Source organism: Streptomyces cucumeris, from assembly GCF_024295805.1.
Classification (GTDB): Bacteria; Actinomycetota; Actinomycetes; order Streptomycetales; family Streptomycetaceae; genus Streptomyces; species Streptomyces cucumeris.
This window is the reverse complement of sequence record NZ_JANCLX010000003.1, coordinates 371,513-394,874: the sequence shown is the minus strand read 5'-3', so window position 1 is coordinate 394,874 and position 23,362 is coordinate 371,513. Positions and strand designations below refer to the sequence as shown.

Here is a 23,362-nt window from a genome sequence, read left to right as displayed (position 1 = left end):
TCAACCACCGCCCTGTGCGCGGAAGGTGCTGCCCGTGTCCTGCTGGTACGGGGTGCCCTGCCACTGTCCGGAGTCGAGGATCCGGCTCGGGTCGTGGGCCACGAAGTTCCACGGTCCGAGGTAGACGTTGTCGTGCCACTGGTTGTGCTGCTTGCGGGTGATGGCCTCGGCCACCCGCTCGCCCTGGTACGGCGACCAGTCCGGATAGGTGCCGTAGTTGGCCAGCAGCGCCATGCGGTCGCACTTCACCGTGCAGTCGACGACGGACTTGTCCAGGACGAAGCGGTTGCCGTGGATGTCCACCCGCTGGGTCTTCCACCGGCAGTCGGCGTAGAGCGGTGCGGTGGCGATCGCCCGCCCCGCGCAGCGGTCGGTGTCCTTCACCAGCAGGGTGCAGTCACCGGAGGAGGTGTTGGCCGGGCTGTTGCAGAACCGGTCGGCGTTCTCCCACAGGGTGATCCCGGACCAGTTGTTCTCCAGTACGTTCCGATAGATCTCGATCTTGTCCGTGCGGGCCCGGATCCGTGGTTCGCCACCGGATTCGGACAGATAGATGGTCCCGAACGGGAAGCTGTCGCCGCGGTCGGCCGCCTTGCGGCCCTCGACCCAGTTGTTCCGCCGGATCGTGTTCTTCCGGATGACCGCGTTGTAGCTGGTCTCGTAGATCAGCGCGGCACCGTCGTTGGCCTCGAGCACATTGCTCTCGATGCGGAAGTCGTTGTTGTTGGTGTCCGCCCACAACCCGGCTCCACGGTTGTCGTGCACCCAGTTGCCGCGTACGTCGGCGCCGTCGACGGCCCAGAACTTGATGCCCCCGGTGCAGCCGCAGCCCTTCCGCCGCCGCTCCCAGTCGCCGGTGTTGTTGCCCGTGATCTCGTTGCCCTCGACCACCAGACCGCTGATCCGGCCGGTGGCCTTGTACGCGTTCATGCCGTACTGGCCGTTGTCGCGCAGACAGTTGGCGCGGACCCGCTGGCGGGCACCGGCCATCAGCCCGGCACCGGAGTTGTTCCGGATCGTCGTGTGCTCGATCACCCATCCGTCGGCCGAGTCATGGTTGACCACGCCCTCGTCATGCGGCGCCACGAAACCCCGCACGGTGAGGTAGCGGATGGTGACGTCGCGGGCGGTGCCGCCGAATGCGTACTGGTTGGTCTTCCGGCCGTCGAGCACCGCGCCCGGCGCGCCGAGGTAGCGGTTCCCCTTCTTGGGGATGACCTGGGCATAGCGGTCGGGGTCCAGCCTGTGCCTGCCCGGCCGGAGCCAGAACGTGGTCTTCGGCGGGCTGCTCTTGGTCTTCGCGGCCAGGTCACCGGCGACCGCGGGGTCGACCGTCACCGCGCCCGCCGGGGCCTTGGCCGGTCCGGCCGCGGGCTTGGCGCACACCCGGGCCACCGACGTGGGGGGCGCGGCAGCAGGCTTCGGCCGCGCGTCCGGCGTGCTCTCACAGCCGGTCGCCGCCAGCAGGGCCAGCGCCAGCGGTGCGGCCGGCAGAGCCCAGTGCCGCCACTTGATCCCCACACGTCCTCCTAACCGTGGAACCTGAGTACGGTGGTGAATTCCCCCGACAGCGCGGTGCCGTCGGCGAAGCCGGTGCCGACCAGCGTGGTGGCGGGTTCCTTGCGCCCGAAGCCCGCGGAGTACCAGCCCAGCGGCGGGTCGGTCTCGCCGCGGTGCGCCCGCCAGGACAGTTCCCCGGGCAGGTCGAGCACCGCGGAGCGGTCCTCGCCGTCCCGGGTCCAGGTGAGCACCGCCCGGCTCCCCACCAGGTCCGCGCTGATCGCCGGGCCGAGGTGGAACGCCAGCCGCACCTCCCGGCGGTCGCCGCGCACCTCGTCGATCACGAGCAACTCCCGCTCTTCGGCGCACAGTTCCACCCGGCGGCGGTGCACGGAGCCCGGGTAGCCGTCGTGTTCCGCGCACCAGCGGGCCGTCCCCCCGTCGGAGGCGCCGGGTGTGTCCACGGCCAGGACACGGCTGCGGGCATGCCGGGTCCACAGGAACGGGCCGCCGGAGACGGACTGGTCGACACCGTCGATCTGCAGGGTGTTGTGGCCGAGGGTGGACCGGAAGTACTGCCGCCACGCGGGCTGCCCGTGGTAGCAGTACGTCCCCGGGTCGGCGAGCACATCGACCCCGTCGTGCCGGACCTCCACGGACAGCGCGTCCGCGTGGGCATGCGCGGCGATGGACAGGAACCCGTGCGGACCACCGTCGCAGCGGCACCAGATCTCGCCCGGACCCCGCAGGATGGTGAGCCCCGCGTCGGCGAAATGGGCCGGGCGGTCCGCCGGACGGGTCACGGCCGGTGCGCTTCCCGGTGCCGGGTACGGCCGGATGAGCGCGGCGAGCAGCGGGGTGCGGACATCGGTGCCGGTCACCGCCGGCCACCAGGCGAGCCGGCCGAACACGGCGTCCCCGGTGGCCAGCAGCGAGCCCCAGCGGTCCGTGCCCGCCCCGTCCACGACCAGACCGTGCCCGTCGTCGGCGTCCCCCTGGCGCGGCGGCCGCAGCCGGCTGTCCACGACGGCCGCGAGCGCGTCGGTCATCCGCAGCAGCACCTGCCGGATCGACGCGGGGACCGGTACGCCCGCGGTATCCGCCTCGGCCACCGCGGCCAGGCCCAGCTCCAGCACCAGTCCGTGGTACTCGGTGGCCAGCTCACGGTTGAGACCGGAGCCGAAGGTGTTGTTCCGTAACTGCCGCTCCAGCGACCGCAGCGCGCCGGTCCGCCAGCGCGCCGAGGCGGGGAACCAGTCGAACGCGCAGGCCGCGGCGAACTGCCCGGCGGCCTCGGCGATGATGTGGTTGTTCGCCGAGGACCCCCGGCTGGGGAAGGCGGCCAGCCAGCGCTGGTGGTGCCAGATCTGGTTCAGTGCCACCGGGTTGTCCTCGAACAGCCCGGCCGCGCCCGGCCAGCCGTCGAGCAGTCGGCGGATCCACACCCAGGACAGCAGCCGGATCCCCAGCTCGATCCCGCTGGTCCAGTGCACCCCGCGCAGTGGCGCGTTGGCCGACCACCACCGCCGCAGGTGTTCGGCCACGCGCTCGGCGTACCGCTCGTCCCCGGTGACCGCGTAGGCGGCGGCCAGCACGGTGAGGTACTGGTGCCGGGACAGCTCCCAGATCTGCTTGATGTCCCCGACCGCGTCCTCGTTCCGGTACGGCACATCGAAGGCATAGCCCCACGGAGCCCGCCGCCCGGTCTTCGGGTCGTACCACCAGTCCGGGGCGGCAAGGTCGTCGCGGACCACCCCGAAGTACTCGATGTGTCCGGCCATGAGCCGGTCCGCCTCGGCGATGAGGCGCTTCGCGGCGTCCGGTGGCACCGCGGCGGTCGTCCCGGCGGGCAGGACCGCGGTGAACCGGGCGCCGGTCACCTCCGGGCAGTCCGGCGGCGACGACCTCCACTGCCGTCTGCGCACCGCGTCGCCCACCCGGCCGCCGACCTCCCGCGGTCCCATCCGGGACAACCGCCGCAGGTACCAGCCCGCGCTCATGCTCACAGGGCCCTCGCCAACGTCACCGGCGCGCCGCCCGCCAGGCCGGTCCGTACGGCGAGGGTGGCCGACGTGGTGGCGACCAGCGACTCCAGCGGCACCGGCATCGGCCCGCCGGTCCGCACGGCCTTGACGAACGCGGCCAGTTCGGCCGACTGGCCCTTGTCCCGGGCCTTGGGCAGCCGTGAACTGACCCATCGCCTGCGGCGGCCGTCGTACACCGAGGCACGGACGAAGTCGTCGAGCTGCAGCACCTTGCCGTCCGCGAGCAGGTCCAGCGTCTCCTTGGGGAAGGCGGCCGCGCCGGTGGTGACGTAGGCGATGGTGGCGGTGGAGCCGTCCGGGTAGCGCAGCACGATCTGGAGGTCCTCGTTGCCGGCCGCGGCGACCGCGTACACCGAGACCGGGTCGGCATCGAGCAGCCAGCTCGCCGTGTCGATGAAGTGTCCGCCCTCGCCGGTGAACCGCGATCCCTCACTGCCCTGCTGGAGGTACCAGCTACCGTGGTCCAGGCGGCCCGCGTTCACCAGGTAGCGCAGATTCGCCGGACCGGTCCGGGCGCCGAACCGCTTCCTGGCCTCCTGCAGCAGCGGTGAGAACCGGCGGTTGAAGCCCACCTGCAGCCGGTCGTTGCCGGACTCCTCCACCGCCGCCAGCACATCGGCGAGTTCGTCCTCGGTGAGGGCCAGGGGCTTCTCGACGAACACCGCCTTGCCGGCGAGCAGCGCCTTGCGGGTCAGTGCGGCGTGCGAGCTGTGCCGGGTGACCACGAACACCGCGTCGATGGACGGGTCGCCGAGCACCGCGTCGAGGTCGGTGGTCGCCGCGGCGAAGCCGAAGGTGCGCTGGGCGTTGGCCGCGGACAGCGCCGTCGTGGTGACGACCGCCGAGAGCTGCACCCCGTCCCGCTGGGCCAGGTGCGGCAGCAGCATCGACGACGCGTAGTTGCCCGCGCCGACGAACGCCAGCCGCACCGGGCCCGTGGGCTTACGGACCGGGGTGGCCACCGCGCCACTCCGCCGCACCTGCGGCACGGCCACCTCGGGGGCCGGTACCTCCTCGGCGTGGCCGGAGCCGTCGGGGTAACGGAACAGCACCGCAACGGCCTTGAGGTCGCCGTCCTTCAGGCTCCGGTAGGTCTCGACGGCATCGTCGAAGTCCGCGATATGGGAGATCAGGGGCTCCACATCGACCCGGCCACGGGCCATGAGATCGAGGAAGCACGCCAGGTTGCGGCGCTCGGTCCAGCGCACATAGCCGATCGGGTAGTCGCGCCCCTGGAGTTCGTACTCCGGGTCGTAGCGCCCGGGGCCGTAACTGCGGGAGAACCGGACGTCGAGCTCCTTCTCGTAGTACGCGTTCCACGGCAGGTCCAGGCTGCACTTGCCGATGTCGACGACCCGGCCGCGGTCCCGGCTCAGCCGGGCGGCCAGCTCGACGGGCTGGTTGCTGCTGCCGCCGGCGGCCAGGTACACCTGGTCCACGCCGTGGCCGCCGGTGAGCTCGGCGACGGACGCCTCCACGGCCGCGGACTCGGGATCACCGCAGGCCACGGCGCCCAGCCGCTCGGCGAGTTCACAGCGCGCCGGGTCGGGGTCGACGCCGACGACACGGACTCCCGAGGCGGTGAGGAGCTGCACCACGAGCTGACCGATCAGCCCGAGGCCGATGACCAGGGCCACCTCGCCGAGCTGCGGCTCGCCCTGGCGGACGCCCTGCATCGCGATCGACCCGACGGTGCCGAAGGCCGCGTGGCGCTGCGCCAGACCGTCCGGCACCGGGGTGTAGAGGTTCTTCGGCACCCAGTTCAGCTCGGCGTGCAGCGCATGCTCATTGCCGGCGCAGGCCACGAGGTCGCCGGCCTTCACATCGTCGATCCCGGCGCCGACCTGCTCGACCACTCCGCACAGGGAGTAGCCCAGCGGTGTGTAGGAGTCCAGCTTGCCCATCACCTTGCGGTAGGTGGCGGGCACCCCGTTGGTGGCCACGCTCTGCATGACCTTGGCCACCTGGTCCGGCCGGGAGCGGGCCTTGCCCAGCATCGACATGCCGGCCTCGGAGACCTTCATCAGCTCGGTCCCGGTGGATATCAGCGAGAAGGCGGTCCTGACCCGCACACCGTCCGGCTTGCATCCCGGTACCGGGACGTCGAGCAGCGCCAGCTCGCCGCTCTTGTAATTCTGTACAACCTGTTTCACCCGAACTCCTGTTGTTCTACGCCGTCAACTGAGTGCTCCGGCCGGAGCCGGAGGTCGCGCCGCGGTACCAGTACTCGAGGGTCAGCACATGCCACAGATGCTTGGAGAAGTCCCGCTGCCCGGCGGCGTCCTCGGCGACCATGCGCGCCAGCGCGTCGCGGCGCAGGAAGCCGGAGTTGACGAGCACACCGTCGTGCACCACCTCGCGCACCAGCGGTGCCAGGTCCCGGCTCATCCAGGCGCGCAGCGGGGCGCTGAACAGGCCCTTGGGCCGGTACACGATCTCCCGGGGCAGGATCGAGGTGGCCGCCTCCTTGAGGACGGCCTTGCCCTGCCGTCCCACGATCTTGCGGTCGCCGGGGACGGCGAACGCCGCCCTGACCACCTCGACGTCCACGTACGGCACCCGCACCTCGGTCGACGCCGCCATGCTCGACCGGTCCGTGTATGTGAGGTTCAGGCCCGGCAGGAACATCCGGGCGTCGCCCAGGCACATACGGTTGACGAAGTCGTCCAGGTCGTTGTCCTGGTAGACATCCGCGTGCTCGGTCAGCACGTCGTCGACCGTCCCTGCCAGGTCCGGATCGACCAGGGCGAGCAGCTCGTCCTGGTCGTACATGGTGTAGCTGCGCCGGAACGCGGTCTCCTCCGGCAGATCGGCGAAGGAGAGGAACCGCTTCGCGAACCGCACCGACCGGTACCCCCGGCGGGCCGTCGCGACCGGCAGCCGGTCCACGGCCCGGGACAGACCGCGCCGCAGGGGCCGCGGGACGCGCTGGTAGCGCAGCGCGAGCAGATTGGCCAGGTGCTTGCGGTAACCGGCGAACAGCTCATCGGCACCCATCCCCGAGAGCATCACCTTGACCCCGGCCTCCCGGGCGGCCTGGCAGATCAGGAAGGTGTTGATCGCGGCGGGGTCGCCGATCGGCTCGTCCAGGTGGTACGTCATCCGCGGCAGCAGATCGAGCACATCCGGAGCGATCTCGATCTCCCGCAGATCGACGCCGAACCGCCCGGCCACCTGCCGGGCGTAGCGCAGGTCGTCCGGCATCGCCTCGAACTTGGCGTCCTCGGCGCGGAATCCGATCGTGTAGGCGGCGATCCCGGGCTGGTGGCGGGCCGCGAGCGCGGTCAGCCAGCTCGAGTCGAGACCGCCGGAGAGGAAGGTCGCCACCGGTACGTCGGAGAGCAGGTGCCGTCGGGTCGACTCCTCGACGATGGCGGCCAGATCGGGCCGCTCACCGCCACGGGCCCGCTCCCGGCCCTCGGCGGCGACGTCCTTGAGGTTCCAGTACCGGCCGCGCCGCACACTGCCGTCCGGCCGGATCCGCAGCCAGCTCCCCGGCGGCAGCTTCTCCGCCTCACGGAACGCGCAGCGCGAGTCCGGCACCCAGTAGTACAGCAGCGAGGCGACCAGCGTCGCATGGTCCACCTCCAGCGATCCGCCGGTGGCGGCGGCGAGCGCCTTGAGCTCGGAGGCGAACACCAGCCCCTCGCCGCGCCGGAGCAGGAACAGCGGCTTGATGCCGAGCTGGTCACGGGCGAGCACCAGCTCACCGGTGCGCTCGTCGAAGATCCCGAACGCGAACATACCGCGCAGCCGGGGCAGACAGTCCGTGCCCCAGCGCCGCCACGCCTCCAGCAGCACCTCGGTGTCGGAGGTACCGCGGAAGCGCACCCCGGCGGCCGTCAGCTCGGCACGCAGCTCGGGCGCGTTGTACAGCTCGCCGTTGTAGGTCAGGGCGAGGCCGCCCGAGACCATCGGCTGGGCGCCGGTCCCCGACAGGTCGATGATGGCCAGCCGACGGTGTCCGAGCTGCACTTCGCCGTCACCGGCGGGGTGGCCGTACCGGCCCGCCCCGTCCGGACCGCGGTGGGCGAGGGTATCGGTGAGCCGGTCGGCCACGGCCTTCCCGTCCGGCCACCGGTATGTCCCTGCGATGCCACACATGTCCTACCGCGCCTCCTGGTCGTTGGCCGGGACCCGTGCGGCCCATATCGGCCGCTCGGTCCGCAGCTGGCCCATCCCGTTCTGCCGGGCCAGCCGCTCGCTCTGGCCCCGCAGCGCGATATGCAGCCCGTCCCACAGCGTGCCGTCGGTCCGGTCCCGCGGATCGGGATCGATCAGCACCACACCGATCACCGGAATGCGCTGGTCGGCGAGTTGCCGCGCCACGGTGTGCAGCCATGCGGCGCTGCCGTGCCCGGCCCGCACGACCAGCACGGTCTGGCCGCCGAGGTACTGCAGATCGGTCCACGCCGTACCGGGCGCCACCGAGCCGACGCCGAGCTTGCGCGCCTGGCGCGGTACGGTCGCGGCACGCTCGCCGCCGATCACCTCCGGATCTCCCGGCTTCCGGCGGCAGTTGGCGAGCTGCGGACCCGGCAGACCGTCGACGATGACCACCGGCCCGTCCGCCGCCAGTGCCCCGGCGAGGTCCACGGCGATCAGACTCGCAGTGCGCGCACAGCCCAGTTCCAGCAGCGACACCGTCTCCGTGGAGCCGCGTACGGTCCGGGCCAGGGTCGTGATGAGCCGCTCGTGTGTCGCCCGGGTCCGCCGGCGCTGCCACGGTCTGCCCGGCCTGCGGGACACCCGGCGCAGCTCCGCGATGACCGAGGCGCCCAGGTTCGCCGCGATCTCCCGGCGCAGCACGGGGCGGTCCGCCACCACCGCGCCGACCGCGGCCACCGCGAGCCCGAGGACCAGCCCGAGGACCAGCCCGATCACGGCGTTGGTGACCGCGGCCTTGGGCAGGGAGTGCCGCACCGCGTGCGGGGCGTCCACGATCTGTGTGCCGGCGACCAGCTTGGGCGTACCGATGCGCGCCTCCTCGGCGCGCTGGTCGAAGTCGGCGATCCGCGAGTTGAGTTCCGCCCGGCGGGCGTAGAGCGACTCGATGCTCGCCGACGCTTCCGGGCCGCTCTCCGGCGACCGGTCCCCGATCGCCTTGTTGACCTTGTCGAGCTCGTTCCGCATCCGGTCACGCTGGTCGAGCAGGGCCTTGGACTCGGCCTTCGCGGTCTCCCGCATCCGCTTCACATGGTCCGCGACGAACGTGTCGGCCAGTGCCTTGGCACGGGCCACCGCTTCCGCGTCGCTGTCACCCGTCACATCGATCTGCAGCAGGTTGTTGGTCAGACCGGTGCCCCGGTAGTCCTGCATGAAGTCTTCGGGGTTCCCGGGGGAGCCGAGGGCCTGCAGGGCCTTCCCGGCGATCCGTGTGGTCCCCAGCAGCTCGACATCGGTGCGGATCAGCGTTCCGGTGTCATTCGGCTGGTCCTCCTGATGCGCGACCAGCACCTTGGTCACCGCGGTCGGCGCCGGCGGCATCAGGACCGCCATCGCCGCGCCGACGAGCAGCCCCAGCAGCGCCATGGAGCACCACAGACGGCGGCGTCTGCGCACCGCCACCACCAGTGCCTGCAGATCCAGCAGCGGAGCGGCGGCCGGCGACTCCGGAGTCGTATGCGTGGTCACCCTGAACCTCCCGTCGCGCCGTCGCCCACCGCGAGTGCCGGAGCGGCGGTTCCCCGGCGGTGTCCGGCGGACCGCTTGGGACGGGCCCGGACCGTACCGGCGAGGACGATGCCGACGACCTCGTGCTTGGCGTCCGCACACGCCTCGGCGACACCGGAGAGCTCCCCCGCGGTCCAGCTCCCCGCGCTGACCACGACCAGGGCACCGGACTCCTCGCCACGGTCCGGCACCATCGGCTGGGACACCGAGACCCCCACCATCCGCAGCACGGGGAATCCCCCGCCCGAAGCGGCCGGGGAAGTGTCGCTCCCGGCCTCGGCGACGAGCTGCCCGGCGGCCCGGCGGGCGATCTCGTCGCCGTCCGGGACGACGACCAGCAGCCTTCGGGAGGTGGGCAGTTGGTCCCGGAGGCGGGTGCACACCCGCCGGTAGCGGATCTGCCGGCCGGCCTCGTCGCCGGAGGTCCGCGGGACCGGCAGATCCCACCGGACGTCGGTGCCCAGCAGCCGGCGGATCCGGTCCCGTGCGCCACGGCCTTCCGGCCGGTACGCGCGCCGATCACCGGGTACGTCGACGGTACCCAGCAGCGTCGAGCCCAGGGCCGCGGCGATCTCCGGTTCGGTGCGCAGCCGGCGGCCGGCCCGTGCGGCGGCGAGATGGCCGATGACCGCGAACACGAAGAACAACAGCGCTCCGCCGACGATGAGTTGGATCCTGGTCGGCGGCGCTTCGCCGTCCGGCGGGGCCGCCGGACCCATGACGACCAGGCTCGCCCTGTCGGCCGCCGGGTCGGCGTCGTCCAGCTTCTTCATGGCTTCCTGGAGCGTGGTGCGCAGCTTCTCGAGCTCGGTGCGGGCCTGCACACCCTCCACGGTCCGCCCCGGATCGGCGGCGTCGGCCAGCTCGGTGATGCGGCGGCTGGTCTTCACCACCATCTGCCGCAGTGCCTCGGGCCCGGTCGCCGCGTCGGCGTCGGTGTCATCGCCCACCAGCCGCGCGGCGAAGCTGACGAACTGCTGGACCACCTGGTCGGAGAGGCGCTGTGCGCGTTCCGGGGTCTCGGCCGTGCCCGAGATCTTGATGATGTTCCCCTCGGCGGCCCGGGCGCTCACCCGGTCCCGCAGCTCGCCGCCGCCGACCCCGCTCCAGCCGAGCGAGGCCGCCGCGCGGTCGAGCACCACCGAACTGGTCGCGATCTCCGCCTGGGTCAGCAGCTCGCGCTCCTCCCACGCCCCTGGCAGCAGTACCGACGCCGACGTGGTGTAGCGCGGCGGGAACAGCAAGGAGGTGCCGTAGCCGACGAGCGCGCCCAGCAGGGCGAGGATGGTGAGCAGCCGCCACCGCCGACGGATGATCCGCCCGATCGTGACCAGGCGTATTGCGTCCTCACTCAACTGCGCTGCCTCTTCCCTGAACGGTAGGGGCCGCAGGCGGCGGCGTAGGCGGCGAGCAGCGACGCCTGCGAGTTCCGCCAGGAGAGCTGACCGCCGATCCGCTCCTGGCCGATCTTGCCCATCCGGGCCCGCTTCTCCGGATCGTCGAGCAGCCCGGCGATGAGCCCGGCGAACTCGGCCTCGTCGTCGGCGGCCGCGTAAACGGCGGCCTCACCGGCCGAGACACGCGCCTCCTTCAGGTCGAACGAGACGATCGGCCGGCCCATCGCCATGTACTCCAGGACCTTGTTCATGGTCGACACGTCGTTGAGCGGATTGCGCGGGTCGGGGGAGAGACAGACATCCGCGGTCGACAGGTAGCGCACCAGGTCGGCGTCCGGAACACGCCCGGTGAACTGCACCTGCTCCGAGAGCCCGAGCCGCCGCGACAGCGCCACCATCGCGTCGAAGGCGTCGCCGGAGCCGACGAACACCGCGTGCCAGTCGGTCCGTCCGAGCTCGTCGCGCAGCTTCGCCAGGGCCCGCAAGGCGTAGTCGACTCCGTCCTGAGGGCCCATGACGCCGAGGTAGCACAGCAGATGGGGCTTGCCGCGCTTCAACTCCTCCTCAGGCGGCACCGGTTGGAACCGTTCGATCGCGGGTGCGCTGCGCACCACGAACACATCCTCCGGGCGCTTTCCGCCACGGCGCACCGCGACGTCCCGGTAGCTCTCGTTCGTGGCCAGCACGATGTCCGCGGCCCGGTAGGTCCGCCGCTCCAGCGCGCACACGGCGCGGTAGAGCAGGTCCTTGCCGCGGTCGAACCGGGACAGGTACAGCTCCGGCACCAGGTCGTGCTGGTCGAAGACGAACCGCGCGCCGCGCTGCCTGAGCCACCGTGCCGCCAGGAACAGCAGGTCGGGCGGGTTGCAGGCATGGACCACATGGACCGGGCCGACCTTGCGGGCCAGCCGGGCCGTATGCCACAGCGCCGATCCGTACTCCCGCAGGTAGCCGGCCGGTCCTCCGGTGGCCGCGCGCAGCGGGTAGCGGTGGATCCGCACCCCCTCGATCAACGCCTCCGGCTCCGTGTCCCGCTTCTCGCCCCGGGGACAGATGACGTGGACCTCCCAGCCCGCGTCGCGCAGCGTCGTGCACTCCTGCCACACCCGCCGGTCGAAGGGCACCGACAGGTTCTCCACCAGGATCAGCGCACGCCGGCCCGACCCGTCACCGCTGACTGCGTTACCAAGCAAGGCCCATGTACCCCGGTTCGGCCCGGCGCGCCTCGGCGTCGGGAAGGCGGATGAGATCGACGATGACCGGGCTCCCACCATGGGGCAGCGCCGACAGCACGGCCTGGTCCCTGGTCCCCACCAGGCACACCTCGGCGTGTTCGAGCACCTCGTCGACGGAGTCCGCGAGCAGGTGCCCGAGGTGCGGCAGCCGGGTCTCGATGTACTCGCGGTTCGCGCCGAGCAGCCGGGAGAGGCTCACATTGGCGTCGTAGATCCGCAGGTCGTACCCCTTGCCGAAGAGTCTCTCGGCCAGCTCGACGAGCGGGCTCTCACGGAGGTCATCGGTCCCGGGTTTGAACGACAGCCCGAACAGCCCCACCCGGCGCTTCCCGGTGCGCTCGACCAGCTCCACCGCGCGCTGCAGATGGTCGGCGTTGGAGGGCAGCACATGGGCGAGGATGGGCACCGAGACATCGGCCCGCCGCGCCGCGTGGACCAGGCTGCGTAAGTCCTTGGGCAGACAGGAGCCACCGAAGGCGAAACCGGGCCGCAGATAGGCGGGGCTGATGTTCAGCTTGCGGTCGGCCAGGAACACATCCATGACCTGGTGCGAGTCCACCCCGAGCGCCTGGCACACCGCGCCCAGTTCATTCGCGAAGCCGATCTTGAGGCCATGGAACGCGTTGTCCGCGTACTTGATGGCCTCGGCCGTCGGGATCGGCACCCGGAACACCTCGCCGGGCAGCTCCTCGTACAGCGCCGCCACCACATCGCCGCTGGCCGGGTCGAGCTCGCCGATGACGGTCTTGGGCGGGTCGAAGAAGTCCAGCACGCTCGTGCCCTCGCGCAGGAACTCCGGGTTGACCGCGACCCCGACGTCCACCCCGGCCGTACCACCGATGTGCTTCTCCAGGATCGGCACCAGCAGGTCCAGACAGGTGCCCGGGAGCATGGTGCTGCGGAAGACGAGGGTGTGCCGGCCCCCTTGTCCGGCCCGCTCGGCCAGCGCGGCGCCGATCTCCTCGGTGACCCGCTCCAAGTACGTGGTGCACAAGCTGCCGTTGGGCTCCGACGGTGTGCCCACGCACACCAGCGACACCTCGCTGCCCATGATGGCCTCGCGGACGTCGACGGTGGCGCGCAACGTCCCGGCCCGTACGACCTCGGCGGTGAGCTCGCCGATCCGCTCCTCGACCACCGGGGCCTTGCCGTCGTTGACCAGGTCGACCTTCACCTGGTTGACGTCCACCCCGATGACCTCGTGACCCATACTGGCCAGGCACGCGGCCGATACACAGCCCACGTAGCCGAGCCCGAAAACGCTGATCCTCATGACGCGTTCCTCCCCCACGGCAGACCCTTGTGGCCTGCGGTCCCCGCGTCGGCCGGACGACGGCCTCCGCGCATCAGTACGCCCCCTGTCCGTGGAGCACCGCACGAAGCGTCTTCCACAAGATCACTGTGTCCAGGGCGAGCGACCAGTCCTCCACGTACCGCAGGTCGAGGCGGACCGCCTCCTCCCACGGCAGGTCGCTGCGCCCGCTGATCTGCCACAGGCCGGTGAGCCCGGGTTTGACCAGCAGCCGCCGCCGGATGTCCGGGCCGTAGGCGGCGGATTCCTCCGGCAGCGGCGGCCGCGGGCCGACGAGCGACATCGATCCGGTGAGCACGTTGAAGAGCTGCGGGAGCTCGTCGAGCGAGTACCGGCGCAGCACCGCTCCCACCCGGGTCACCCGTGGATCCCGGCGGACCTTGAACAGCAGCCCCGCGCCCTCGTTGAGGTCGGCCAGTTCGCCACGTGCGTCGTGGGCCCCGGTGACCATGGTGCGGAACTTGAGAATGGTGAACTCGCGGCCGTCCTTGCCGACCCTGCGCTGGCGGTAGAACGCCCCGCCCCGGCTGTCCATCAGTACGAGCAGCCCGACGAGCACCATCAGCGGCGCGAACAGCATCAGCAGGACCGCCGCGCCGACCCGGTCGACGACCCCTTTGACCGCCCGGCGGCCCCCGGTGAAGGTGGGCATGCTGACCCGCAGCAGCGGGATCCCGAGCACCGCGTCGATATGCAGCCGCGGGCCGGCCACTTCCATCAGCACGGGGGCCACGACCATCTCGGCCTCGCTGCCCTCGAGATTCCAGGCGAGCCGTTGCAGCCGGTCCGGTGACCAGTGCGGATCCGGGGTGACCGCGACGACCCGGTAGCCGTTGCGGCGGACATGGCCCGCGACATCCGCCAGTCGGCCGACGACCGGCACACCGTCCAGCCGGTCACCGTCGGGCCCGAGACCGTCCGTCGTGCACACCGCGTCCACGCGCCAGCCGAGGTGCGGGAACTTACGGGTCCGGGTGATCAGGTCGTGCACGGTGGCCACGCTCCCGGCGGCGAGCACCGGTCGCAGACACTGGCCTTCCTTCCGCTGTTTATGCAGCCACAGGCGCAGCAGATACCGCGCGGTCATGGTGACGAGCGCGATCGCGGGGATCGCGACGAAGATCCAGAGCTTGATGTTGCGCGAGGTCAGGGCGATACCGCCGAGTGCCAGTACGACGGTCGCCGTGAACAGTGAGCGTCCGAGCCGGCGGAACTCCTCCGCGCCCTGGCCGAGTACGGCCGGAGCCCAGGACCGGCTCACCGCAAGCGCCCCCAGCACCAGCAGTTCGGTGCCGAACGCGAGGATTCCCCACTTCTCATGCCAGTTGGCCGCGTCCCGGGCCCCGAAGAAGTTGCCGATCGCCGCCACCACGATGGCGGTGGCCACGGTGTCGCTGGTGATCACGGTACGGCGGTACCGATGCTCCCAGTCGATCGCGGGCTGGCTGATTGCCCCGTCCGCCGGACGCCCGCGCGCCGGCGGAAACGGGCTGACTAATCCCCCTCGCCGCACAGAACCCCCCAGGTCCCCAGTGGTTCGACGTGTTCGCCTAACACTGTTCCTCCCCCCGGGAGGCCCCCGCCTCCCGACCGTTCCTCCCCTCGGGAGGCCCCCGCCCCCCGCGCACTGTTCCTCTCGCCGGGAGGCCCCCGCCTCCCGCGCACGACGTACCGGCTGATGCAGTGCTGATGTGAACAACCCACCCTGGCGGCAGCGGTGCGCATGCCCTGCCAGGCTCTCGAGGTACGCGGGAACCCGTCTCTGCCCCGGGTGCTCCCCACACCCGGGGCCCCCTCTCGGGCCCCAAGAACTGATCACCCCCACGCCGGGCGCGGAGGGTGCGATTGCTGTCTTGCCGTGGTGCCGGACGTACAGATCATTACTGGTCGCCTCGTGCCCGAACAGCTGAAGCACGGTCAATCTAGACCATCAGGGCCAGTATGAAGAGAGGATGTGTGTAATTTGTGGTCAAACATTGAAACTGCATTTTTTGATCGACGACCGCATGGCTTGAGTCCGGCTCGAGCGCCCGCCGCGCCCGGCCCCTCCCGGGCGCGACCAGGTCATGCTTCCTGGCCGGTGGCGGCGAGGACGATCTCGCGGATGGTGACGTTCCGCGGCTGCCGATAGGCGTAGCCGATCGCCTCCGCCACGGCCCGCGGGTCCAGGGCGCCGCCCGCGGACTCCTTCCACGCCTCGTAATCCGTCCGGATCTGCTCGTCGCTGGTGTGCGAGAGCAGCTCGGTCTCCACGGCGCCGGGGGCGATGGTCACCACACGGACACCCCGGGAGGCGACCTCCTCGCGCAGGTTCTCCGACATGCCATGGACGGCGAACTTGGTGCCCACGTAGGCGGTGTGGTTCGGGAAGGTCTTGCGGCCGGCGATGGAGCTGACGTTGATGATCGTGCCGTTGCCACGGGCGAGCATGCCGGGCAGGACCGCGCGGACGCCGTACAGCACGCCCTTGACGTTCAGGTCGATCATCCGGTCCCACTCCTCGGCGGGCTGGTCGGCGAGCCGGCCCAGGAGCATGGCCCCGGCGTTGTTGACGATGGCGTCGGCCGGTCCGAACCGTTCCTCGGCCTCCTGTACCGCCGCTTCGAGCGCGGTCCGGTCGGTGATGTCGACCTTGCGGCACAGGGTGTCGGGCAGGCCGAGTTCCCGCAGCTTCTCCAGCCGCCGGGCGAGGAGGAGCAGCGGGTGTCCCTCGGCGGAGAGGAGACGGGCGGTGGCCGCGCCGATACCGGAGCTGGCACCGGTGATGACGATCAGGGGCTTGGACATGGTGATCCCTCATAAGACGGGTGGAAGGGTGGGCCGTCTCCAGAACACCACCCGGCGAAGGGCGCCGGGTACCGGCAGCGGAGGGAGGGCCCACCGGGGGTCCGGCAGACCCCCCTTCGCCACCCGGTGGCGGCCGCACCCCGTCCTATCCTGGAACGATGAGCACGTCAGCGGGGCGCGAGCCCAACGGTGAGCTGCGCGACTTCCTGCGGTCGCGCAGGTCCCGGATCAGCCCGGCCGAGGCCGGTCTTGGCCCGGGCGAAACCGGGCGGCGCCGGGTGCCGGGGCTGCGCCGCGAAGAGGTGGCGCGAATGGCCGGAATCAGCGTCGACTACTACATACGCCTGGAGCGCGGACGCAATCCGAACGTCTCGGCGTCGGTGCTGGACGCCGTGGCGCGTGCGCTTCGCCTGGACCGGGCCGAGCGGGCCCATCTCTTCGATCTGGCCCGCCCGAAGCCGGGTCCGGCCCGCCGCCGCCCCGTGCCGCCGCAGCGGGTGCGCCCCGGGCTTCTGCGGCTCCTCGACTCCCTGACCGACACCCCTGCGATGATCATGGGGCACCGGCTGGACGTGCTCGCCGCCAACCCCCTCGCCAAGGCGCTGTACACCGACTTCGACGCACTGCCGCACCGTGACCGCAACCTCGCCCGGTTCCTCTTCCTCGACCCCGCCGCCCACGGTCTGATCGCCGACTGGCAGACCGCAGCCCGTGGCACGGTGGCGGCCCTGCGCCTGTACGCCGGGCGCCATCCGCACGACTCCCGGCTGACCGAGCTGGTGGGCGAGTTGTCCGTGCACGACGAGGACTTCCGCCGGTGGTGGGCCGACCACGATGTGTTCGCGTACACCCACGGCACCAAGCGCTACCGCCACCCCCTCGTCGGTGAACTGGCCCTGGAATACGAATCACTCACGCTGCCGGACGACCCGGACCAGGCCCTCTACCTCTACACCGCCGAACCCGGCAGTCCCTCCGCGCAGGCGTTGCGGCTGCTGGGGAGCTGGTCGGCGACGGACCTCAGCGCCGGGCGGATGCCATGACTTGTATCGTGGTGGTGTGGACTTCATGAGCACCCCGCACCGCTGCTTCCACTGATCGGGAGGCTATGAGGGCGTTGCCGGACGGCATCGCCCTCCTTGGCGTGCCTGCCGCATGATCCATCTTCCGGCGCTGCCCGTATCGAGCGGCCGACGCCGATCCGTTCCTCCGGGGACGGCCACCTTCTGAGCGCGCGCAGGCACGGTCCCTTCCTTTCACCGTTGCCAGGAGTGTCTTGTGCCCGTTCCGCTTCCCCCTGCCCTCGCATCGTTCCTCGATCTCCTGCGCTGTCCCATGTGCGGCGCCCCTCTCCACCCCGACCGCGGCGCCCTGCGCTGCCCGGCGGGCCACACCTTCGACATCTCCCGGCACGGCTATGTCAGCCTCCTGACGGGCACCCGCGCCACCAGCGGCGACGACGCGGCCATGGCCCGGGCCCGGGACCGGTTCCTGGCCACCGGCAGCTACGCGCCGATCCGCCGGACCGTGGCGGAACTGGCGGCCGGCACCGCGCCGGAGCGGAACGCCGTAGTGGATGTGGGATGCGGTACGGGCTACTACCTGGCCGGTGTCCTCGACCGGCTGCCCGACGCCCGCGGTCTGGGCCTGGACACCTCGGTGCGCGCCCTGCGCGCCACGGCCCGCGCCCATCCGCGGGCGGCTGCCGCGGCCTGGGACGTCTTCCGCCCCCTCCCGCTGGCCGACGGGATGGCCGATGTCGTGCTGGACGTGTTCGCCCCGCGCAACCCGTCCGGGTTCCACCGGGTGCTGCGCCCGGGCGGCCGGCTGGTCGTCGTACGCCCGACCGCGCGGCACCTGCGCGAACTGCGCGGCCGGGTGCCCGGGATGGTGGCGATCGACCCGACCAAGGAAGACCGTCTGCACACGGCGCTGGCCCCCTTCTTCGAGGCCGCGGATACCGAACGGGTCGAGTACGTCGCGCCGTTGACCGAGCTCGAGGCCCTCGACCTGGTGGGGATGACGCCGAGCGCACGCCATCTGAACGGTGCGGACCTGGCCGGGCGCGGTCTCCTGCCCGACCAGGTCACCGTCTCCGTTCTGGCCACCGCCTACCGGCCCCGCTGACGGCAAGGGGATGGGCCGGTGCCGGCCCATCCCCTCCCGCTCGTCGTTACTGGCGGGTGGTCAGCAGTGACCCGGGACCCACCCACTGGGAGCCCCTGGCCGGGCGCGAACCGATGACGTCGATGGTCCGGCCCGAGACCGAGATGTCGCTCACCGTGTACGGCGTGGTGCCGTCGGCGGGCAGTTTCATCGACACCCAGCGTCCGCCGGAGTAGCGGAGCGCGGTACTGGTGTCCCTCGTCTTCCGCTCCACGACGACCGGGCCGTCCTGACTCATCGCGGCGCTGACCAGCTCCCTGACCCCTGTCGGCAGGGGGACGTTGGTCCACTTCTTGCTCGTGCCGTCGTAGCGCAGCGCCAGCGCCTGCCGTGTGCCATCGGACGTCTGGGTCGTACCCACGGCCCACATCTGCCCGCCCGGCCCGCGGACGATGTCATTCAGCCTCGCGGACGTGCCACCGAGGCCAGGAACGGCGACCTTGTTCCAGCGCACGCCGTCGTAGTGCAACACCACCGGCTTCACGGGCGCTGCGAAGCCCGTGCCGCCCACGGCCCACACATCGTCAGCGGCGACCGCGGTGACGGTCTGCAGATACCACGGTGAGCCCGCGCCTCCCGCACCGACGTTCGGCAGCTTCTGTGCCTTCCAGCGGGTGCCGTCCCAGTGCTGGAGCGTTCCGGCGTAGATGCGGCGGCCTCCGGTGTGTACCTCGGTCCATCCCGCCGCCCAGGCATCGTCGGCGGCGCGAGTGTCGACGGAGGTGAACCCGGCACCCACGGTCTTGCGGGGCACCGGAGCGACGACGGACTTCCACGCCGTGCCGTTCCAGCGCTGTGTCACGATGCCGCCGACTCGTTCGGTGAAGTCACCGACCAGCATGCCGTTGCGCGCCGACGTGGCATCGACGTCATTGAACCGGAGGTCATCGCCCCGGGGTACGGGTGCCGTCTTCACCTGCTTCCAGCCGGGGCCCTTGCGTTCGTCGCGCTCCCACAGGGTGGGCACCATTTCGGCGTCGTCATTCCCCGGGGGGACGAACCGCGCCCCCGCCACCCATGTGGTCCGCGCGTCGGGCCGCGTGGAGGCCAGGAGCGTGGCGTCGCTCGGCGTCACCCTCGACTCGCTCCACCCGGCGGGCTGCGGTGAGGCCGCGAACGCCGGCATCGTGCTCGCCGCCAGCGTCAGCGCGGCACACGCCACCATCGCCCCGCGGATACCGCGGGTACTGATCAACTCTTTCACGTTGCTGTCTCTCCTCATCGACGTCAGCGGACGGCCCGTGGGGCGCTCCCTGCGAGGGGCCCGGAGCCGACCGCTCCGCCATTCCAGCGGCTGTACGGTTGTTCGGCAGCCCCCGTCCGAAGGACCGAACAATCGTGAATGCGCCGGTAGTCGGGCCGGCCCGGGGAGCGGGACAGCACGGTGGGGGACCGGGGGAGGGGGAACGGGTGGGGCGTCGTGAGAGGCCGGTGGACCCGAGCGCGGGTCCGGTTGAGCGCTTCGCCTACGAGCTGCGCAAGCTCCGTCAGGAGGCCGGTGGGCCGACCTACCGGGCGATGGCGCAGCGGGCGCGGTACTCGGTCACGACCCTGTCGCAGGCGGCGGCGGGCGAGCAGTTGCCCTCGCTGCCGGTGGCGCTGGCGTACGCCGAGGTCTGTGGCGGGGACCGGGCGGAGTGGGAGGAGCGCTGGCGGGAGGCGGCCGCGGAGGCGGCGGAGTCGGCGGCCGTGGAGCGGGCCGGGGACGACGGCGCCGACCCGCCTTATCGCGGCCTGGCCCGCTTCGAACCGGGCGACCACGAGCGCTTCTTCGGCCGCGACCGGCTGGCCGCCGATGTCGTGGAGCTGGTGCGGAGCCATCGGTTCACCGCCGTCTTCGGCCCCTCCGGAAGCGGCAAGTCCTCACTCCTGCGCGCGGGCCTGATCCCCGCCCTCCGGGACCCCGGGGCCGGCGGCGGTGCCCGGTCGGCGGCACCGCCGCCCGCCGTCATCCGGCTGCTGACCCCGGGCGAGCACCCGGCCCGCACCCACCGCGCGGCGCTGACGGCGAAAGCGGGAGACGGTGACACCTGGCTGATCGTCGATCAGTTCGAGGAAGTGTTCACGCTCTGTCAGGAAGCGGTGGAGCGCAGAGAGTTCATCAACGCGCTGCTCGCCGCATGCGATCCGGGGAGCCGGCTGCGCGTCGTCATCGCCGTACGGGCCGACTTCTTCGGCCACTGCGCCGCACACCGCGGGCTGACGGCCGCACTGCGCGATGCCACGCTGCTCGTCGGCCCGATGGGACCGGCCGAGCTGCGCGAGGCGATCGTGAAACCGGCCGCCGCGGCGGGCCTGATCGTGGAGCGGTCGCTGACCGCCCGGATCGTGGCCGAGGTCGCCGATGAACCGGGCGGTCTGCCGCTGATGTCCCACGCCCTGCTGGAGACCTGGCGGCGGCGGCGCGGACGGACGCTGACGGAGGAGGCGTACGAGTCCGTCGGCGGTGTCCACGGTGCGATCGCCGCTACGGCGGAGCGGGTCCACGGTGAACTGTCCACACCCCAGGCGGAGCTGGCCCGTCGGATCCTGCTGCGGCTGATCACCCCGGGCGAGGGGGCACAGGACACCAGGCGCCCGGTGGACCGGGCCGAGTTGGAGGGGGACGGCACACCGGAGGATGCGCCGGACGACACCTCGGTGGTGCTGGAACGTCTGGTCCGGGCCCGCCTGGTGACCGTCGACGACGGGGTGGTGGACCTCGCACACGAGGCGCTGATCACCGCCTGGCCGCGGCTGCGGGGCTGGATCGAGGAGGACCGCGGACGGCTGCGCGTCCACCGGAAGCTGACGGAGGCGGCGCGGGCGTGGCAGGGGCTGCGCCGGGATCCCGGCGCGCTGTACCGCGGGGCACGGTTGGCGGAGGCGGAGGAGGCGTTCGGCCCGGCCCGCGAACGAGCCGCCCTCACCTCCCTGGAGGGGGCGTTCCTCACCGCGAGCAGCGACGGGCGGCGGCGCGAGCGCCGCCGGGTCCGCGCCGTGGTCGGCACGCTGTCCCTGCTGCTCGTCCTGGCGATGGTGGCGGGAGTGGCGGCCTGGCAGCAGAACCGTGAGGGCGACCGGCGCCGTGCGGAGGCCACCTCCCGCCGCATCGCGTCGATCGCGGAGACCATGCGCTCCGCCGACCCGGTGACGGCACTGCGGCTGAGCGCCGCCGCGTGGCGGATCAGCCGTACCGACGAGGCGCGGGCGGCGCTGCTGGGGGCGGTGACGCAGCAGGAGCAGGACTCCTTCACCGTTCCCGGCGCGGTAGCCGAAGGGGAGCAGTACGTCAGCGAGGACGGGCGGACGCTGGTGCGGGTCGTGGCCGGCCGGGCACAGCGCTGGGATGTGGCCGGTCACCGCCGGACCGGCGAACTCCGGCTGCCCGGCGGGGAGCAGGCGGTGGACCTGTCCCCGGACGGGCGGCGGTTGCTGGTGGCGGCGGGTGACCGGTTGACCGTCCGTGACCTCGCCACCGGGAAGCCGGTCGGCCCGCGCCCCGCTCCCTCCACCGAGGATACGAACGCCCAGTACGCCCCGAGCGGGCGCACGGTGCTCCTGTCCGACCGCCACTCGGCCGGGATGTGGGATGTACGGCGCGGACGCTGGGTGTTCCGGCACGAGGGCAAGGACGTCTACGGGCCGTTGGCAAGCCCGGACGACCGGCTTATGACGCTGTGCGCGGGGCGTTCCCTGGAGCTCTGGGACACCGTCGCGCGGCGTCGGGTGCGCCCGCCCCGCGCGGCGGCGCTGTCGAGCGCCGTCTGCGGCACCACCAAGAGCCCGGGCAGCGGCACCGCGTGGGAGTTCGATCCGCGGGGCAGGAGGCTGGCGGTCGGTCGCGAAAAGCCGGTCATCTGGGACCTGAGGTCCGGGAAGACGGTGCGGATCCCGTACGAGGGCGACAAGCCGGAAGGCGTTCGCTTCAGCCGCGACGGGCGGTTCGTCTCCACGGTGGGCGACCAGAGGATCACACTGTGGCGGATCTCCGCGGACTCCGCCGAGGCGGTCTACTCGCACCGGCTGGTCGACCCGTACATCAGGGGCCACTGGCTCGATGCCGACCGGGGCGTGATCCGGTACCAGGAGGGGGCCGGCGACAGCACCGGTGCCGTGCGGACCCTGTTCCTGGGCGATGCCGTCACCTCCCCCCGGCGCGGGGAACCAGCCCAGAAGGCCGCGTTCAGTCCCGACGGCCGGATGGTCGTCACCGCCCGCCGCCACGGGGAGCGGATGCGGTTCGAGATACGGCCCACGGGCGGCGGCCGGGCGACCCCGCTGCCGTCGGTCGACTGCGGCACGGTCGACCGGACGCGGCGGAAGAGCGAACAGTGCTGGGCGTATCTGACGTTCAGTGGCGACGGGCGGACTCTGGCCTACGGGGTCGGCGCCCCGAAGGTGCGCGCCGGCTCGGACGGCACCAGGGGGCGCCCGGAGCGGATCACGGTGTGGGATCTGCGGAACCACCGCAAGCGCGCGGAGCTGGTGCTCGCGACGGGCGGCAAGGAGAAGGAGAGCGCCGACGCCATCGCGCTGAGCCCGGACGGCTCCTCCCTCTTCGTCCTTCGGCAGGACTCCGTGCTGGAGAAGTGGGACGCACGGCGCCGCACCGAGGTGGCGGAGCATACCGAGAAGGCCCGTGGCAGACTGTCCTGGTCGGTTCCTCCGGCCGGCGCCATGGCGGTGCGCCCCGACGGACGACGCCTGGCCACCACGCACGGGGTCGGCTTCACCCTGCCCTCGGCCCGCCAGGTCTCGGGTGTGGTCGAGCAGCACGACGCCCAAGCGCTCGCCTACAGTCCCGACGGTGAACGGCTCGCCCTGGGTGGCGACTCCGGCCGGGTGAACGTGTATGACGACGACGGGATGCGCGCCCTGGGCTCCCTCTCCGGAACGTACGCGGACCGGGCCCGGACGGGGGAGCCGGTGACCGCCCTCGCCTACGCGCACGACGGCGCGACCCTGGCCGTGGCGGGTGCGAACGGCACGGTACGGCTGTGGGACACCGCCTCGGGGCGCCCGCTGGGGACCACGTTCACCGGCGGCACCGACCCCGTTCTTGCAGTCGCGTTCGGCCCCGACGACCGGACCCTGTTCGTGACCGGGGCCCGAATCCCCCTCCGGGAGTATCCCGTCGACCCCGCCCGCGCCACCGAAGCAATCTGCGAACGCGCGGGCGGCGGTCTGTCCCGCGCCGACTGGTCCACGTACATCCCGGACGTCCCGTACCGCGACACCTGCTGAACCCGGCCGCGGGGCGGTACC

The 23,362-nt window shown here is 71.9% G+C and carries 14 protein-coding genes; 3 read left to right on the top strand and 11 right to left on the bottom strand.

Annotation, left to right across the window (positions count from 1 at the left end):
• The 10 genes from NMK44_RS06820 to NMK44_RS06775 form a co-directional block, all read right to left on the bottom strand.
• Window positions 1–1,521 carry a right-handed parallel beta-helix repeat-containing protein gene (locus tag NMK44_RS06820; protein WP_254739368.1) on the bottom strand — a complete coding sequence of 507 codons (1,521 nt, stop codon included), beginning with the start codon at window positions 1,519–1,521 and terminating at the stop codon, window positions 1–3.
• An 8-nt stretch (window positions 1,522–1,529) separates the two neighbouring features.
• Entirely contained in the window at window positions 1,530–3,500 is a 1,971-nt protein-coding gene (locus NMK44_RS06815; RefSeq protein WP_254739366.1) for a heparinase II/III family protein, read from the bottom strand.
• Between the two features lie 2 nt (window positions 3,501–3,502).
• Entirely contained in the window at window positions 3,503–5,698 is a 2,196-nt protein-coding gene (locus NMK44_RS06810; RefSeq protein ID WP_254739364.1) for a bi-domain-containing oxidoreductase, read from the bottom strand.
• Window positions 5,699–5,714: 16 nt separating this feature from the next.
• A complete protein-coding gene (gene asnB / locus NMK44_RS06805) occupies window positions 5,715–7,649 on the bottom strand; it encodes an asparagine synthase (glutamine-hydrolyzing) (protein ID WP_254739362.1) in 1,935 nt (644 codons plus the stop codon).
• A 3-nt stretch (window positions 7,650–7,652) separates the two neighbouring features.
• A complete protein-coding gene (locus tag NMK44_RS06800; RefSeq protein WP_254739360.1) occupies window positions 7,653–9,179 on the bottom strand; it encodes a Wzz/FepE/Etk N-terminal domain-containing protein in 1,527 nt (508 codons plus the stop codon).
• On the bottom strand, window positions 9,176–10,573 hold the full coding sequence (locus tag NMK44_RS06795; RefSeq protein ID WP_254739358.1) for a Wzz/FepE/Etk N-terminal domain-containing protein: 1,398 nt from the start codon (window positions 10,571–10,573) through the stop codon (window positions 9,176–9,178). Before NMK44_RS06795 ends, NMK44_RS06800 begins: the two co-directional genes overlap by 4 nt.
• Window positions 10,570–11,808, bottom strand: coding sequence for a glycosyltransferase family 4 protein (locus NMK44_RS06790; protein WP_254739356.1), 1,239 nt, complete (start codon window positions 11,806–11,808; stop codon window positions 10,570–10,572). Before NMK44_RS06790 ends, NMK44_RS06795 begins: the two co-directional genes overlap by 4 nt.
• The gene (locus NMK44_RS06785) at window positions 11,798–13,123 is read right to left on the bottom strand and encodes a nucleotide sugar dehydrogenase (protein WP_254739354.1); all 1,326 of its coding nucleotides are present in this window, start codon (window positions 13,121–13,123) and stop codon (window positions 11,798–11,800) included. The genes NMK44_RS06790 and NMK44_RS06785 overlap by 11 nt, the downstream gene beginning before the upstream one ends.
• A 73-nt stretch (window positions 13,124–13,196) precedes the next feature.
• Entirely contained in the window at window positions 13,197–14,675 is a 1,479-nt protein-coding gene (locus NMK44_RS06780; protein WP_254739352.1) for a sugar transferase, read from the bottom strand.
• Between the two features lie 551 nt (window positions 14,676–15,226).
• Window positions 15,227–15,949: an SDR family oxidoreductase gene (locus tag NMK44_RS06775; protein ID WP_254739350.1), complete on the bottom strand. Its 723-nt coding sequence runs from the start codon at window positions 15,947–15,949 to the stop codon at window positions 15,227–15,229.
• A 158-nt stretch (window positions 15,950–16,107) separates the two neighbouring features.
• On the opposite strand from NMK44_RS06775, the gene NMK44_RS06770 reads away from it, so the two are divergent.
• Both NMK44_RS06770 and NMK44_RS06765 read left to right on the top strand, forming a co-directional pair.
• Complete coding sequence (locus tag NMK44_RS06770) at window positions 16,108–16,992, top strand: helix-turn-helix transcriptional regulator (protein WP_254739348.1); 885 nt, start codon at window positions 16,108–16,110, stop codon at window positions 16,990–16,992.
• A 235-nt stretch (window positions 16,993–17,227) separates the two neighbouring features.
• Entirely contained in the window at window positions 17,228–18,076 is an 849-nt protein-coding gene (locus NMK44_RS06765) for a putative RNA methyltransferase (RefSeq protein ID WP_254739346.1), read from the top strand.
• A 46-nt stretch (window positions 18,077–18,122) separates the two neighbouring features.
• On the opposite strand, the gene NMK44_RS06760 is transcribed toward NMK44_RS06765, so the two are convergent.
• Window positions 18,123–19,319 (bottom strand): hypothetical protein, encoded by a 1,197-nt coding sequence (locus tag NMK44_RS06760; protein WP_254739345.1) that lies wholly within the window; start codon window positions 19,317–19,319, stop codon window positions 18,123–18,125.
• A 206-nt stretch (window positions 19,320–19,525) separates the two neighbouring features.
• Between NMK44_RS06760 and NMK44_RS06755 the strand changes: the two genes are divergently transcribed.
• On the top strand, window positions 19,526–23,341 hold the full coding sequence (locus tag NMK44_RS06755) for an nSTAND1 domain-containing NTPase (RefSeq protein WP_254739343.1): 3,816 nt from the start codon (window positions 19,526–19,528) through the stop codon (window positions 23,339–23,341).
• Window positions 23,342–23,362 lie beyond the last annotated feature (21 nt).

Bases quoted from the DNA above. Each gene is read 5' to 3' on its own strand.
- asnB (WP_254739362.1), bottom strand. From the start codon at position 7,649: ATGTGTGGCATCGCAGGGACATACCGGTGGCCGGACGGGAAGGCCGTG.
- NMK44_RS06775 (WP_254739350.1), bottom strand. From the start codon at position 15,949: ATGTCCAAGCCCCTGATCGTCATCACCGGTGCCAGCTCCGGTATCGGC.
- NMK44_RS06815 (WP_254739366.1), bottom strand. From the start codon at position 3,500: ATGAGCGCGGGCTGGTACCTGCGGCGGTTGTCCCGGATGGGACCGCGG.
- NMK44_RS06770 (WP_254739348.1), top strand. From the start codon at position 16,108: ATGAGCACGTCAGCGGGGCGCGAGCCCAACGGTGAGCTGCGCGACTTC.
- NMK44_RS06785 (WP_254739354.1), bottom strand. From the start codon at position 13,123: ATGAGGATCAGCGTTTTCGGGCTCGGCTACGTGGGCTGTGTATCGGCC.